The organism is Novosphingobium sp. 18050, from assembly GCF_902706195.1.
Taxonomy (GTDB): domain Bacteria; phylum Pseudomonadota; class Alphaproteobacteria; order Sphingomonadales; family Sphingomonadaceae; genus Novosphingobium.
In genome coordinates this window covers 40,947-55,980 of the sequence record NZ_CACSJO010000025.1, presented here as the reverse complement: position 1 = coordinate 55,980, position 15,034 = coordinate 40,947, and the positions used below count along the sequence as shown (strand labels likewise).

Annotated in this window: 13 protein-coding genes; all 13 read right to left on the bottom strand. The window is 67.3% G+C overall.

Annotation, left to right across the window (positions count from 1 at the left end):
- Positions 1-163: 163 nt before the first annotated feature.
- Entirely contained in the window at positions 164-1,177 is a 1,014-nt protein-coding gene (locus GVL61_RS19725; protein ID WP_159982370.1) for an adenosine deaminase, read from the bottom strand.
- Positions 1,178-1,184: 7 nt separating this feature from the next.
- A complete protein-coding gene (guaD, locus tag GVL61_RS19720; protein WP_159982369.1) occupies positions 1,185-2,519 on the bottom strand; it encodes a guanine deaminase in 1,335 nt (444 codons plus the stop codon).
- A gap of 151 nt (positions 2,520-2,670) precedes the next feature.
- Positions 2,671-3,591, bottom strand: coding sequence for a xanthine dehydrogenase accessory protein XdhC (gene xdhC, locus GVL61_RS19715; RefSeq protein WP_159982368.1), 921 nt, complete (start codon positions 3,589-3,591; stop codon positions 2,671-2,673).
- Entirely contained in the window at positions 3,588-5,912 is a 2,325-nt protein-coding gene (xdhB, locus tag GVL61_RS19710) for a xanthine dehydrogenase molybdopterin binding subunit (protein WP_159982367.1), read from the bottom strand. The genes xdhC and xdhB overlap by 4 nt, the downstream gene beginning before the upstream one ends.
- On the bottom strand, positions 5,905-7,335 hold the full coding sequence (gene xdhA / locus GVL61_RS19705; protein WP_159982366.1) for a xanthine dehydrogenase small subunit: 1,431 nt from the start codon (positions 7,333-7,335) through the stop codon (positions 5,905-5,907). The genes xdhB and xdhA overlap by 8 nt, the downstream gene beginning before the upstream one ends.
- Entirely contained in the window at positions 7,335-7,667 is a 333-nt protein-coding gene (gene uraH / locus GVL61_RS19700; protein ID WP_159982365.1) for a hydroxyisourate hydrolase, read from the bottom strand. The genes xdhA and uraH overlap by 1 nt, the downstream gene beginning before the upstream one ends.
- The gene (locus GVL61_RS19695) at positions 7,664-9,088 is read right to left on the bottom strand and encodes an FAD-dependent oxidoreductase (protein WP_159982364.1); all 1,425 of its coding nucleotides are present in this window, start codon (positions 9,086-9,088) and stop codon (positions 7,664-7,666) included. Before GVL61_RS19695 ends, uraH begins: the two co-directional genes overlap by 4 nt.
- Positions 9,085-9,525 carry a 2-oxo-4-hydroxy-4-carboxy-5-ureidoimidazoline decarboxylase gene (uraD, locus tag GVL61_RS19690; RefSeq protein ID WP_159982363.1) on the bottom strand — a complete coding sequence of 147 codons (441 nt, stop codon included), beginning with the start codon at positions 9,523-9,525 and terminating at the stop codon, positions 9,085-9,087. The genes GVL61_RS19695 and uraD overlap by 4 nt, the downstream gene beginning before the upstream one ends.
- On the bottom strand, positions 9,522-9,902 hold the full coding sequence (hpxZ, locus tag GVL61_RS19685) for an oxalurate catabolism protein HpxZ (protein ID WP_159982362.1): 381 nt from the start codon (positions 9,900-9,902) through the stop codon (positions 9,522-9,524). Before hpxZ ends, uraD begins: the two co-directional genes overlap by 4 nt.
- The gene (puuE, locus tag GVL61_RS19680; RefSeq protein ID WP_159982361.1) at positions 9,892-10,785 is read right to left on the bottom strand and encodes an allantoinase PuuE; all 894 of its coding nucleotides are present in this window, start codon (positions 10,783-10,785) and stop codon (positions 9,892-9,894) included. The genes hpxZ and puuE overlap by 11 nt, the downstream gene beginning before the upstream one ends.
- Entirely contained in the window at positions 10,782-12,002 is a 1,221-nt protein-coding gene (locus GVL61_RS19675) for an alanine--glyoxylate aminotransferase family protein (RefSeq protein ID WP_159982386.1), read from the bottom strand. Before GVL61_RS19675 ends, puuE begins: the two co-directional genes overlap by 4 nt.
- Before the next feature lie 25 nt (positions 12,003-12,027).
- Positions 12,028-13,275, bottom strand: a complete 1,248-nt coding sequence (locus GVL61_RS19670; RefSeq protein WP_159982360.1) for an allantoate amidohydrolase — start codon at positions 13,273-13,275, stop codon at positions 12,028-12,030.
- Positions 13,276-13,447: 172 nt separating this feature from the next.
- Complete coding sequence (locus GVL61_RS19665) at positions 13,448-15,025, bottom strand: gamma-glutamyltransferase family protein (protein ID WP_159982359.1); 1,578 nt, start codon at positions 15,023-15,025, stop codon at positions 13,448-13,450.
- Positions 15,026-15,034: the final 9 nt, after the last annotated feature.

The following is a 15,034-nucleotide window of genomic DNA, read 5'->3' as shown; positions in this document are numbered from 1 at the left end:
CCAATGCGGCCTGAGCATCGCACACCGCGCCAGTGAATTCATCGGCATCCTGCGCGCAACACGGCAAGGCCCAACCAAACCTCCCGCCACGCAGGGGTTGAGTCCAGCGGGGATCTTCAGGCCCCCGCTGCTCTTCAACGCGCCCCGTCAGTTCGACATCGGTTCAAGCTTGCTCCGCCGCGTAGGCTTCCAACTTTTCCAGATTCGCCGCAATCGCCTCGGCAGGCAGGAACGAGCCGGTGAAGCTGTTGCGCGCAAGCGCTACCAGATCGCCGCGCGACAGTCCCCTCGCCTCTGCCACGGCGCGGTAGTTGTCCGCCACGTAGCCGCCGAAATAGGCCGGATCGTCCGAATTCACTGTCGCCCTTAGGCCCAGCGCCAGCATCCGGTCCAGCGGATGGTCGGCAAGGTCGTTCACTACGCACAACTTGAGGTTCGATAGCGGGCAGACGGTCAGCGTCATGCCCTCGGCCGCGAGGCGTGCCACCAGCGCCTCGTCCTCAAGCGCGCGGTTGCCATGGTCGATACGGTCGACACGCAGCAGATCGAGCGCCTCATGGACGTAGGCGGGCGGGCCTTCCTCGCCGGCATGGGCGGTGATCTTCAACCCCATCGCCCGCGCTGCCGCGAAGACGCGGGCGAATTTCTCGGGCGGATGGCCAACTTCGGAGCTGTCGAGACCTACCGCCGTGACGCGGTCCAGCCACGGCTCCGCCGCTTCCAGCGTTGCGAAGGCCGCGTCCTCGGACAAATGGCGCAGGAACGAGAGGATGAGCTGCGAAGTCATGCCGAACTGCGCCTCGGCCGCCGCCATGGCGGAAAGCAGGCCCTCGATCACTTCCTCGAAGGCGATGCCCCGGTCGGTGTGGGTCTGGGGGTCGAACATGAGTTCGGCGTGAAGCACCCCGTCCGCCGCCGCGCGCGTGAAATAGGCCATCGCGAGGTCGTGGAAATCCTGCCGCGTACGCAGCACGTCGGCGCCCGCGTAGTAAATGTCGAGGAAGTCCTGCAGGTTGGAGAAATCATAAGCGGCACGCACTTCCTCCACCGATGCATAGGGGATAGATACCGCATTGCGCTGGGCAAGCTGGAACATCAGTTCCGGCTCAAGGCTGCCCTCGATGTGGAGATGGAGTTCGGCCTTGGGCAGGCCGGCGATGAAATCGGTGTGGGTCATGGTTTCCTCAGAAGCATTTTCTGGTCGGGTGTACACCCGGCGAATCCGAAAATGCGGCGAACGAACGGCTCCACGCACATTCGCCCATGATGTAGGTGCGCGCGATGGCGCGATCGTCGCCCAGTATCTGGAGCGCGAAGAGGCGTGTCGCAAGGTCTGCTTCGTGCGTGCGGCGGGCGATGAGCGGCGTGGCGCTACAATCCAGGACCGCGAAGTCAGCCTCCTGCCCCGGCTCCAGCGCGCCTACGCGGTCTTCGATGTGAAGCAGCGCGGCAGAGCCGGCCGTGGCGAGGTAAAGCGCGCGGAAGGGGTCCAGCCGGTCCTCGCGGGCCAGTGCGGCCTGATAGGCAAGCCCCGAGGTCCGCAGCATCGAGAATGAAGTGCCCGCGCCGATATCGGTACCCAGGCCAAGGCGCAGGGCGTGGCGGTCGGCCTGTCCGAAATCGAAATGCCCCGAGCCGAGGAACAGGTTCGACGACGGGCAGATCGCCACTCCTGCCCCGCTGTCGTGCAGCCGCGAGCAGGCGCGGTCCGACAGGTGGACGCCGTGCGCGAAGACCGAGCGCGGCGTGACGAGGCCGAAGCGGTCGTAGGCGTCGAGGTAATCGGCGCTATCGGGGAAACGCCCCGCCACGGCGGCGATCTCGTGCAGGTTTTCCGAGAGGTGGGTGTGCATCAGCACGTCGGGATGTTCGGCCAGCAAGGCGCCCGCATTGGCGAGCTGCTCGTCGCTGGAGGCCAGAGCGAAACGCGGGGTTACTGCGTAGCCGAGGCGGCCCCTGCCCTTCCATCGGCGGATCAGCGTTTCGGTTTCAGCGCGGCCGGTGCGGACCGTGTCGTTCAGGCCCTCGGGGCCAAGGTCCATCAGCACTTTGCCCGAGACGATGCGAATCCGGCGGCTCAGCGCAGCCTCGAACAGGGCGTCGACCGACTGTTCGTGGACGGTCGGGAATACCAGCGCGCTGGTGGTACCGTTGCGCAGCAGTTCATCGAGGAAGAAAGCCGCCACCGCGTCGGCATGGGCCTTGTCGACGAAGGCTTTCTCGGCGGGGAAGATATGCTTTTCCAGCCAGTCGAGCAGTTGTTCGCCGTGGGAGGCGATGCGGTCGGTCTGGGGATAGTGGACGTGCGCGTCGATGAAGCCGGGGACGACGAGGCCGGGCAGCGTTTCGATTCCGACGCCGGGGTATCGGGGGGCAAGATCGGCATAGGCGCCTCTGGCGATGACGATGCCGTCTTCGATGACCAGCAGGCCATCGGGTTCGTGGCGCACGGCCTCGGGCCCGGCATCGCGCGGGTCATGGGCCACGGACAACAGTTCGGCGCGGTAGGCGTGGATCATGCCGTCCTCCCCGGTTCGGGGAGGTGGCAGCCCGGAGGGCTGACGGAGGGGATTGGCGTCCTCACCCCAGGCTGCGTCCGGGCGCGAGTCCCCTCCACCACCCTTCGGGCAGTCCCCCTCCCCGTGCCGGGGAGGACTTGTCTTGCTGTACTCATTTCCCTCTCAATTGCAGAAGCTGCGCGCAGACGGAGATGGCGATCACGTCGGGCTCCTTGCCCATGACGCCCGGCACTCCGATCGGCGCGGTGAGGCGCTCAAGCGCCTCGGGTGAAATACCGTCCGCCGCAAGCCGCGAGCGGAAGCGGGCGATCTTGGTGGATGAACCGATCAGGCCCACGAAAGCCGCGCTCTCACGCCGCAACGCGGTGAGCGTGAGATGATAGTCCAGCGGATGATCGTGCGTGAGGATGAGGATCGCCGCGTCCGCCGGGGCTTCCTCCACGCAGGTCGCGATCTCTTCCTCGGGCACCACGGTGACGCCGTCGATGCCGCCCTGCTCCGGCCGGGTATCGAACCAGGCGAGGTGCAGCGGCAGGCCGGTCATGTGCCGCGCGATGGCCTGCCCGACATGGCCGGCACCGAACAGGTAGACCGGGCGCGGACGTTCACCCACCGGCTCCACCATGCGCGCGCCTGCTTCGGCACGCGGGCCTCGGGCGGACTGACGGGTGGCGGTTTCACGGTCAAAGATCGTGCGCAGCGGCCCGGCTTCCTCCAGTATCGTCGCCAGCATCCGCCCCGGTTCGGCATCATGCAGCCAGCCGAGCGCAGCAGGATCGAGATGTTCCACCAGCAGCCGCACCCGCCCGCCGCAGCACTGGCCCAGTAGCGGTCCCAGCGGATAGTCCTGCACCCGCCACGTGCCCGGCGCATGGTCCAGCATCGCGCGCGCCTGATCAACCGCGCGGTACTCCAGCTGGCCGCCGCCGATGGTGCCTTCCTGACCCTGCGCCGTCACCAGCATCCGCGTGCCCGCGCCGCGCGGGGCCGAACCCTCGCTGGCGAGTATGGAGACCATCGCTGTCGGCACGTCCCTGTCCAGCCGCCGCAGCCAGCCGATCCACTGCGTCATGGTTCGGCCCTGTGCCCGGCCCTATGTCCAGCAATGGCTTTGAGGATACGCTCGGGCGTTGCGGGGGCATCTAGCGGCGGGATGGCGCGGTTGTCCGGCATGGTTGCCGCCACTGCACGGTTCAGCGCGGAGAATACCGAATTCGCCAACATGAATGGCGGCTCCCCCACCGCCTTGGAGCGGTTGATGGTCGGCTCCACGTTTTCGCCGTCCCACAAGGTTACCGTGAAGTGCTTCGGGCGGTCCGAAGCGGTCGGGATCTTGTAGGTTGCCGGGCTGTGGGTGAGCAGGCGGCCTTTAGCGTCGTAGACCAGTTCCTCGGTCGTCAGCCAACCCTGCCCCTGGATGAAACCGCCCTCGATCTGGCCCATGTCGACCACCGGGTTCAGCGACCGGCCGACGTCGTGGAGGATGTCGACCGCCAGAACCTTGTGCTCGCCGGTCAGGGTATCGATCACCACTTCGCTGACGGAGGCGCCATAGGCGAAGTAGTAGAACGGGCGGCCCTTGAAGACCGAGCGGTCGTAGTCGATGCCCGGCGTGGCATAGTAGCCGGTCGAGGATAGCGAGATGCGCCCGATATGCGCCTTGCGCGCGACTTGCCCGAAAGTCAGCGTCTCCGCCCCGACCAGCACGCCGCCGGGGGTGAAGTGCACCCCGTCCTCGCCGCAGCCGTATGTGCGGGCGAGAAATTCGGTCAGCCGCTCACGGATCGCGGCGGCTGCGTTGTAGGCCGCCATGCCGTTGAGATCGGCGCCGGAACTGGCGGCCGTGGCCGAAGTGTTGGGCACCTTGTCGGTCCGCGTGGCGGTGATGCGCACAGCGCTCAGCGGTACGGCGAACACGTCTGCCACAATCTGCGCGACCTTGACGTAGAGCCCCTGCCCCATCTCGGTGCCGCCGTGATTCACCTGGATCGAACCGTCGGCATAGACATGCACCAGCGCACCCGCCTGGTTGAGGTGGGTGGTAGTGAAGCTGATCCCGAACTTCACCGGGGTGAGTGCAATGCCCTTCTTGAGGACCGGACTGGCCGCGTTGAAGGCTGCGACAGCGCGGGCGCGTTCGTCGTAGCGCGAGGTTTCGCGAAGGCGGGCGATAATCTGCGGTGCGACGTTGTCTGCCACCACCATCTCGTAAGGCGTGGTTTCGCGCCCCGGTCCGTAGAGGTTGGCCACGCGCACTTCCAGCGGATCGATACCCAGATGCGCGGCCACGTCGTCGACCACGCGTTCGATCGCCAGCATTCCCTGCGGTCCGCCAAAGCCCCGGAATGCGGTGGCCGAGACGGTGTTGGTCTTGAGCCGTTCGGACACGACCTCGACATGAGGAAGGAAGTAGCAGTTGTCGGAATGGAACATCGCGCGGTCGTTGATCGCGGGCGAGAGGTCCACAGTCGCGCCGCAGCGCGAGGCAAGGTGCAGCGAAAGTGCCAGCAGGTGCCCGACTTCATCAAAGCCGACTTCGTAGGCGACCTCGAATTCGTGGCGCTTGCCGGTCATCACCATGTCGTCGTCGCGGTCGCAGCGGAACTTGGCGGGCCGGCCGGTGCGGTGGGCGACCAGCGCGGCGGCTCCCGCGAAAAGCGCGGCCTGCGTCTCCTTGCCGCCGAATGCGCCGCCCATGCGCCGCACTTCTACCGTCACGTCGGCGGAGGAAAGGTGCAGCATGTGCGCGATCAGGTGCTGCACTTCGCTGGGGTGCTGGGTGGAACTGAGGACGTGGACCTGCCCGTCCTCGCCCGGCGTGGCGACGGCGACCTGCCCTTCGAGGTAGAAGTGATCCTGCCCCCCCATCTCGAAACGCCCCGCAAGGCGGCGGGGGGCGGCATCCATTGCTGCGGCAGCGTCGCCGCGTGCCATGCGCTGGGCCGGCTCGATCAGGGCCTGCGCGGCCTGCGCATCGACGATGGTAATGGCGGCGGGAAGCACCTCGTATTCGATCTTGCCAAGGCGGGCCGCGACGCGCGCCGCGCGCTGGCTGGTGGCGGCGACGAGGAACACCGACTGCCCCTGGCAGATAACCTCTCCGTCCGCGAGCAGGCGGTCGTCCCCGGCTACCGGGCTGACGTCGTTGGCACCGGGAATGTCGGCGGCGGTGAACACCGCGACCACGCCGGGGGCGGCGCGCACGGCGCCCAGATCCATCGAGAGGATGCGCGCGCGCGCCTCGCTCGACTGGCCGAAAGCGAGGTGGAGCATGTCCGCCGGCTCTCCCAGATCGTCGGCATAGCGCGCCTCGCCGCTGACGTGCAGGCGGGCGCTGTCGTGGGGGTGCGAAGGCTTCTGCAGCGCTTTCCAGGCAGGGTCGCGTTCAGCCATCGAATGCCTCCACTTCCAGCACCGAAATCGCCATTCCCTGATGCCGCAGCCACAGGCGGCGCAGGAGGTTGGCCGCAGTCTCCGCGCGGTAGGCCGAAGAACCGCGCACGTCGCTTAACGGTTCGAAGTCCGCCTTGAGCGCCTCGATGGCGGCGGTGACGGTGGCATCGTCGAAGGGTTTTCCGATGAGCGCGGCCTCGCAAGTCGCGGCGCGCTTGGGGGTGGCCGCCATGCCGCCGAAGGCAACCCGGGCGGAGGTGATCGCGCCATCCGTTACATTCAGCATGAAGGCGCCGCAAACCGCCGAGATATCGCTGTCGAAACGGCGCGAGAGCTTGGCAATATGGATCACCGCATCGGCGCCGGGGCGAGGGATATGCACGGATTCAACGAACTCGCCCGCGCGGCGGTCCTGTTTGCCATAGGAGAGGAAGTAATCCTCCAACGGCATCGTGCGCCGACCGTCCACGCTGCGCAGCGTCAGCAGCGCCCCCAGCGCGATCAGCGCCGGCGGGCCGTCGCCGATAGGCGAGCCGTTGGCGATGTTGCCGCCCACGGTGCCGGCATTGCGCACCTGAAGCCCTCCGATACGGCGCACCAGTTCGCCAAGGTCCGGGTGGAGGCGCGCCATGGCGGCGTGGGCATCGGCATAGCGCACGCCTGCGCCGAGGATTAGCGCCTCGTCTGTTTCCTCGATCTGCGCAAGATCGGCCACGTCGCCGAGGAAGATCACAGTGCCCAGTTCGCGCAGCCCCTTGGTCACCCACAGGCCCACATCGGTTGCGCCCGCGATCAGGCGGGCATCCGGATGCTCGGCCAGCAGCGCAGCAAGTTCGTCCGATGAGCGCGGGGCGAACCAAAGGCGGCCCTGCCATTCGCCCGAGCCACTCTTACTCGTCAGCGCCTTGAGGCTATCGGCCAGATCGGCTTCGCCGCGTTCCTGCAGCGGCGTGTTCTCACCCGCGTCGAGGATCGGGCCGTAGCCGGTGCAGCGACACAAATTGCCCGCGATCACGTCGGCCACGGGCAGGTCGCAGCCCTTTGCGCCAATGCTCCGGCCGTGGAGCGACATCACGAAGCCCGGCGTGCAGAACCCGCACTGCGAACTGCCGTTCGCCGCCATCGTCTCCTGCAGCGGGCAGAGCGCCCCATCCCCGGCCTTGATGCTCTCGACCGTCATCAGCGCCTTGCCGTTCACCATCGGCAGAAACTGGATGCACGAATTGACCGCGCGCCATGCCACGCTTTCATTCTCCAGCGAGCCTACCAGCACGGTGCAGGCACCGCAGTCCCCTTCCGCGCAGCCTTCCTTGGTGCCGGTGCGGCGCATCTTGTAGCGCAAATGGTCGAGCAGCGTCGCGGTCGGATCGACCTCGGGCAGGTCCACCACTTCGCCGTCGAGGAGGAAACGCACCCCAGCCATCAGCTCCCCCGGTAGGTCGAATAGCCGAAGGGGGAGACCAGCAGCGGTACGTGATAATGCCCGGCAGGATCTGCAATGCCGAAGTCGATCGCAACCCGGTCGAGGAACGGCGGCTCCGGCAGATGCACGCCGCGGCCCCGGAAATAGGCGGCGACCGAGAAGGTCAGGCGATATGTGCCGGTGGGCAGTTCTGGCACGCCCGGGCAGCGTCCGTCGGCATTGGTCGTGCCTTCGAACAGCACGGTTCCGCTCTCGGTTTCGAGGACCAGCGAGATGCCCGCTGCCGGACTGCCGTGCGCGGTATCGAGGACGTGGGTGGACAAGGTGCTCATGCCGCCGTCTCCTTCGGCCACTGTTCGAGGAACTCATGCTCATCATAGGTCAGAAAGTCGGCAACGAGTTCATCGCGGTCGTCGAGGAAAAGCTGGTCGGCCACCCCCTTGATGAGGCGCGGCAGCGCGTTGTGCAGGCCCGAGAGCGCCGAGGCGGAAAGGCCAAGGCTGACCAGCGCGGAGTAGTTGAAGGCGAACAGACCGTGCAGGGCCACGCCATCCACGCCCTCGCGGGGGAGGAATTCGAAGGCCGCGCCGAGGTAGGGGTGCGCGTCGATCAGGGCGTTGCGCTTGCCGGCAGGTGTTACCCGGTCGCCCCAGCGGACGATGAGATCGGCAACGTCCGAAAGTTCGGGGCGAAGGCCGGGATCGCTCAGGAGGCCGGTGGATACGACCACGAAGTCGTAATCATGGAACCCGTGCGGGCTGGTTACGCGCACACCGCCCTCATGCTCGGCCACGTCCAGCCACGGTGCGCCAAGATGCAGCGCGAAGCCCGGCCATGCGGCGGCACGGGCGAACGTGTCGTTGGTGGGCGGCTGGTTGTGGCCGAGGAAACAGTCCATCGCCGCATACTTGGTCGCATCGTCCAGCGCCGGGTAGCGGGCGGTGAAGCCCACGCGCTCCATGAAGCGGATCGGGTTGACGCGTGGCAGTTCCTTGCGGCGCATGAACACCTCCGCCGCCGCGACGCCCTGGGTCAGCGCGTAATTGGCATTGTCGAACGCCGAAGCACCGCCGCCGAGAATACCGATGCGCTTGCCGTGCAGCCGCGCGAAATCGATCGGTTCGCTGGTATGCGCCCACAGCGACTTGGGCAGGTTGTCACGCACCATCGCCGGAGTGTGCCACTCGCCGCCGCCCTGGATGCCAGTTGCCAGCACGACCTTGCGGGCCAACCGCGCCGCGCCGCCAACAAAATGCAGGCGGTGCAGGCCCTTACCCGGCATAGGTTCGATCCGTTCGAGCTTTGCGCCGTTCTCGATCGGCAGTTTCAGCACGCGGCGATACCAGCGCAAATATTCCATCCAGTCGCCGCGCGCGATCTTGTCGACCGCTTCCCAGCCCGCGGCGCCGTGCTGCGCTTCCCACCAGGCACGGTAGGTCAGCGAGGGCACGCCGAAGTCGATGGGGTTGAGGTGCTTGGGCGTGCGCAAGGTGACCATGCGCGCATAAGTTTCCCAGGGGCCTTCGTAACCCGGCTCGTTCTCGTCGAAGACCACGACGTTGGTGACGCCTTCGCGGCGCAGGCCCAGGGCGGCGGAAAGACCGCACTGGCCGCCGCCGATCACCGCGACATCAAGGACATCCTCACCGTCCGGTGCGCGTGGACGCACCCATTCAGGGCGATAGAAACCGATGAGGTCGAGGTCGCGCGCAAGCTGCGCTTCGAGGGCGCGGAGGCCGATGGTTTCGCTCATTTCAGGTCTTCCAGACGCAGGCGCACGATCTCGCCGATCTGCCCGAGCGCCGTCTCGACTTCCGCCTCGCGCTCGTTGCCGAGGCGGCGTTCCATGGCGGTGAGAATACCAGCCTTGTCGGTCAGGCGCACGCAGATGATGAAGGGAAAGCCGAACTTGTCCCGGTAAGCCCCGTTCAGGACATGGAACTGGTCGAATTCCTGCGGCGTCAGACGGTCGAGGCCGGCGCTGGCCTGTTCGGCGCTGCTGGCATCGGTCAGCGTCTTGTCGATCGCCGCCTTCCCCGCAAGTTCCGGGTGGGCCCGGATCAGCGCCAGCTGTTCCTCGGGGCTAGCCGCATACATCACGGCCATCAGGTCTGCATGACGGTCGCCGCTGGAGGGCTGCGCATCGGCGCGTTCCTCTACCCAGGGGCTGTGTTCGAACAGGGCGGTCACGAGGTTGTCCCCTCAAGGCTGACATGGGCGGAGACGACTTTCCAGCCGCCCGCGAACTTCACCCAGGATTGCGTCTGGCGGCCGCGCTGCTGCGAACCTTCGCGGAAGAATTCGGCATCAGCGGTGGCGAAGCTGTCCCCGTAAACGGTAATCGCCACGCGCCCGAGCCTCCGCTGGGGAGAGCCGCCGCGCCCTCTACGAAATTCGCGGATTTCCTCGATGCCATAAAGCACTTCACCCACGCCGTAGCGGTTGGTGGTGGGCGCATCGTGGAACAATGCGTCCATCGCGGCCCCGTCGTCCGCCATCAGGGCGAGTTCATAGGAATGGAACGCATGGGTCACTTCGGCGAGCAGGACCGGGTCGTTAATCCGCATAGGGGTGCACTTCCTGCCAGTGGCGGGCGATGTCGATGCGGCGCGCCACCCAGCCATCACCGCTGGCCATCACATGGTCGAGGAAGCGCGCCAGCCAGCGCGCGCGTCCCGGTTTTCCGGCGATGCGGGCGTGGAGGCCGATGGACATCATCCGTCCGCCCTCCTCGCGCAGCTGGTCGAAGGTATCGCGCATGTGGCGGAAGAACTGCTCGCCCTCGGTGAAGCCGTTGAGCGCGACCATCTTCATGTCGTTCACGTCGAGCGTGTAAGGCACGATCAGCTGCGGTGTCCCGTAACGGGTGTCCCAGTAAGGCAGGTCGTCGGCGTAGCTGTCGGCATCGTAGGTGAAGCCGCCCTCCTCGGCCACCAGCCGCGCGGTGTTGGGAGAGGTGCGGCCCTGATACCAGCCAAGCGGGCGCTGGCCGGTGAGCTTTTTGTGGAGCGCGATGGCCTCGGCGATGTGGGCGCGTTCCACGTCCTCGGCCACGTACTGATAGTCGATCCAGCGCAGGCCGTGGCTGGCGATTTCCCAGTCGGCGGCCTGCATCGCGGCGACGGCTTCGGGGTTCATCTCCATGGCCTTGGCCACGCCGAACACCGTCACGGGAAGGCCGCGCTCGGTGAACAGGCGGTGGAGGCGCCAGAAGCCAGCGCGGCTGCCGTATTCGTAGAGGCTCTCCATCGCCATCGCCCGGTCCGGGTGGCTGCCCGCGCCGACCATCTCGGACAGGAATGCCTCCGAGCCCTTGTCGCCGTTGAGGACGGAGTTTTCCGCGCCTTCCTCGTAGTTGATGACGAACTGCACGGCCACGCGCGCGCCGCCCGGCCACTGCGCGTCAGGCGCGGTCTGGCCGTAGCCGGTGAGGTCGCGGGGCGCGCTCATGCGTCCCAGGCCTCCATCGCCGCAGGAACCGCCTCGCCCAGAGGAAGCGCAAAGCCTTCCATCCGCAGGCACGATTCCAGCGCCGCCAGTGTCAGCAGGACTTTGTGCTTCATCGCATTGTACCCCATCGCGCCCAGCCGCCAGACCTTGCCCTGAAGCGGGCCGAAGGCCGTGCCGATCTCGATCTCGAACAGTTCTCGCATGGCCATGCGCACCGCTTCGCCATCGACGCCGTCGGGGATGTAGACGCCGGTCACGTTGGTCATGCGGTAACGGTCGTCGCCGAACACGGTAAGACCCATCGCCCGCAGGCCCGCCGTCATCGCCCGGCCCGCCGAGGCATGGCGGGCGTAACGCACCTCAAGCCCCTCGCCCAGCACGATGCGGGCGCACTCACGCGCGGCATAGAGCATCGAGGTCGCCTCGGTATGGTGGTTCAGCCGCTTGTCCGACCAGTAATCCATGATCATGGCGAGGTCGAAATAATTGGAGCGGATGCGCGGCCCCTGCCCGTCGATAGTATCGGCGCCCCGGATGCCCTGCTCGACGTGACGGCGCTTGCCGATATGCTCGGCTGCCCTGTCCGAAATGGTGATCGGTGCCGAACCGGAAGGCCCGCCGAGGCACTTCTGCAAACCGCCCGTCACCACGTCCACGTCCCAGCGGTCTGCGGCCAGTTCCATGCCGCCGATGGTCGCGGTCGCATCGACGTAGGACAGCGCGCCCGCCGCCCGGCACAGCGCGCCGAAGCCTTCCAGCGGCTGGGCCATGGTCGTCGAGGTATCACCGTGGATGGCGGCGACGATCTTGGGGTGGGCGCGGGCAATGGCGGCCTCGATCCGGTCCAGCGGCACCACTTCGCCCCAGGGGGCCTCGACCGTCTCGATCACCGCGCCGATGCGCTGGAGTATCTCGGTGAGGAGCAGGCCGAAGCGGCCGAAGTTTACCACCAGCACCACGTCTCCGGGCGAAACGAGGCTGACCAGCGCCGCCTCGATCCCGGCGCGGGCAGTGCCGTCGACCAGCATGGTCCACTTGTTCTGGGTGCCGAAGATCGGGCGGTACAGCGCCATGACCTGGTTCATGAACCCGGTCATCTCGGGATCGAACTGGCCCAGCAGGTCTGCGCTCATCGCACGCAGCACGCGCGGGTGGGCGTTGATCGGGCCGGGGCCCATCAGCAGGCGCTGGGGCGGGTCGATCTCGCCAAACAGCATCTGGCCGAGTGCGAGGGGGTCCAGTTCAGGCGGCAAAGGAATCTCCAAGGCGATCTATGAAGCCGAGCATGACCTGAAGCGCGATTTCGACATCGGCAGGCTCGACATGTTCGGCGGGGTTGTGGCTGATGCCGCCCGTGCAGCGGATGAACAGCATGGCGGTGGGGCACAGCGACGCCATCACCATGGCATCGTGCCCGGCGCCCGAAACGAGGCGGCGCACCGGCTGCCCGGCAGCGACGAGCGCCTCGTCCATGATATCCATGAGCGCGGGCGCGCAGGGGCTGGCGGCAAGGTCGTGGACAAGCGCGGTGTCTAGCTCCAGCGCGCGCGCCGTGGCAATTTCGCGCAGGCGGGCAAGGATCGCCTCGGCCACGGCATTGCGCCGGTTTTCCGACCCTGATCGCACGTCGATGGTGAAGTGGACTTCGCCCGGAATGACATTGGCTGCGCCGGGCAGCGCCTCGATCGTGCCGACCGTGGCGACAACGTCCGAGTTGTCACCCCGCGCAAGCTGCTCAACGGCAAGTATCATCGCCGCCGCCCCGGCAAGCGGATCGCGGCGCAGGCGCATCGCGGTGGTGCCGGCGTGGCCCGCCATGCCCTTGACGGTGACGGCGTACCGCAGCTGCGCGGCGATGCCGGTGACGGTGCCGACTGCGAGACCATCCGCCTCCAGCACCGGGCCCTGTTCGATATGCGCTTCGAGGTAGGCCAGCGTGGCGGCGGGATCGCGCCGGGCATCGAGATAGTCCGCCACGCAAGGCAATGCCTGCGCGAGGGTGATGCCCTCGGCGTCCGCCACGTCCAGCGCGGCGGGGTCCAGCGTTCCGGCAACCGCGCGCGTGGTCAGCATCGCGGCAGGAAAGCGCGAGCCTTCCTCATCGCCGAACGCATAGACCTCGATCGGGAACGGCATCCTTCGGCCCTGCTGGTGGAGCGCGGCGACCGCCTCGATTCCCAGCATCACGCCGAGCGGCCCGTCGTAGCAGCCCGCATCTCGCACCGAATCGAGATGGCTGCCGATCACCAGCGCCGGGGCATCGGCAAGGCGGCCTTCATACCGGCCAATGAGGTTGGCGGCGGCATCCCGGCGCACGGTCATGCCAGCGGCTTCCATCCAACCGGCCAGCGCCTCCTGCGAGGCTGCGTAGGCGGGCGTCAGGTAGCCGCGAAACAATCCGCCTTCCATGTCGGAATAGGGCGGGGCGCCCAGCGCATCGCAGCGGGCGACGGCGCGTGTGCCGCCGGGTTGGAGGTCTGCGGCGATCATAGCCGTGCGCCTGTGCGCAGGGGCTTCGACAGGCTCAGCCTGAGCTGGGTAGGAAGGGCAGTGTTCCCATTCCCTCTAAGCTCGAGCAAAGCCGAGAACGATGCCCTGCAAAACCCGCTCAAGCTGAGCCTGTCGAAGCCCCTGCCGCCCAGCACCGCGCTTGGCCGAAATGTCACCATCCCAGCACTCCCCCGTCGCTGCGCGGATCGGTAGCGCCTTCGAACCCGCCATCGGCAAGGCGCACCAAGGCGCCCGCATGGCCCATCGTCGCCGTCAGCGGACCCACGCGCTCGACGTCATGGCCAGCCTCGGCAAGGGCCGCGTAAAGCCCCTCGTCGAAGCCGTCCTCCAGCTTCAGGGTGGTCGATTGTTCTCCCCAGGTCCGGCCGAGCAGCCAGCGCGGGGCGCTGATGGCCTCCTGCAGGTCCACGCCGAAGCGGGCGTAGCGGCTGAACAGCGCGGCCTGCGTCTGCGGCTGCCCCTCTCCGCCCATGGTGCCATAGGCCATGATGCGGCCGTCCTCGAACACCGCGAGCGCCGGATTGAGCGTATGAAAAGGCTTGCGGCCGGGCTTCAGCGCATTCCAGCCGCCTTCCGAGAGGCTGAAAGAGCTGCCCCGGTTCTGCCAGGTGATACCGGTCTGCGGCAGGACCAGCCCGGAACCGAACTCGAAGTAGGTGGACTGGATACAGGACACCACCCTCCCTTCGCTATCCGCAGCGCCGAACCAGCAGGTATCCCCCCACTGCGGCGGCTGCGGCCAGGCAAGCGCCTTGGCGGGGTCGATGCGAGAGGCCAGTTCGTCCAGCGCCGCCGGATCGGAGAGCAGACCCTGGAAATCGAAGTCGGCATAGGCCGGATCGCCGACGTGGACGTCGCGCAGCAGGAACGCCTGCTTGGTCGCCTCGATCAGGCCGTGGACGTGATCGAAGGTGTCCGGCGCATCGGCCTTGAGACGGTCGAACAGCGCCAGGATCATCAGCGCGGCAAAGCCCTGCGTCGGCGGGGTTGCATTGTAGAGCGCCGCGCCGGTGATGGCGGTGTGCAGCGGATCGGGGCGGCTGGCGGCATGGGCATTCAGGTCCGCCAGCGACACCGGACTGCCCAGCGCGGCAAGGTCCTGCGCGATCAACTGCGCCAGTTCGCCGCGGTAATAATCGTCCAGACCGTTCGCCGCCAGCTTGCGCAAGGTTGCCGCCAGCAGCGGCTGGCGCAGCACGTCGCCTTCGGCCAGCGGCTTGCCCTCAGGCTCGAACACCTGCGCATAGATGCCGGGTTGACCGCGCAGTTCGCCGCCCTTGGCACTCGCGATGCCGGCGCTGCCCGCCGTCACCGACACGCCCGTTTCGGCGTGGCTGATCGCATCGCGCAGCAGGCGGTCCAGCGGCAAAGTGCAGCCGTCCCCTGTCAGCGCCGCCGCCCAGCCCGAGATCGTACCCGCGACCGTGTTCGCCGCCAGCGGCCCGCGCGTGGGCACTGCGGCCAGCCCGGTGTAGAGCGAAAGGTCCGCCTTTGCCGCCGCTCCGCCGCAGCCGTGGATCGAATGGACAAGGCCATCCGGCTCGCGGATCAGCCAGAATCCGTCGCCGCCGATCCCGGTCATATGCGGGTAGACGACGGCCAGCGTCGCCGCGACCGCGACGCAGGCTTCGACGGCATTGCCGCCATCAGCCAGCACATCGCGCCCGGCCTGCGCCGCGAGGTAGTGCGGCGCGGTGACGATGCCGTTTTCGGCGGTTACGGTTTTCATTCCAGCAGC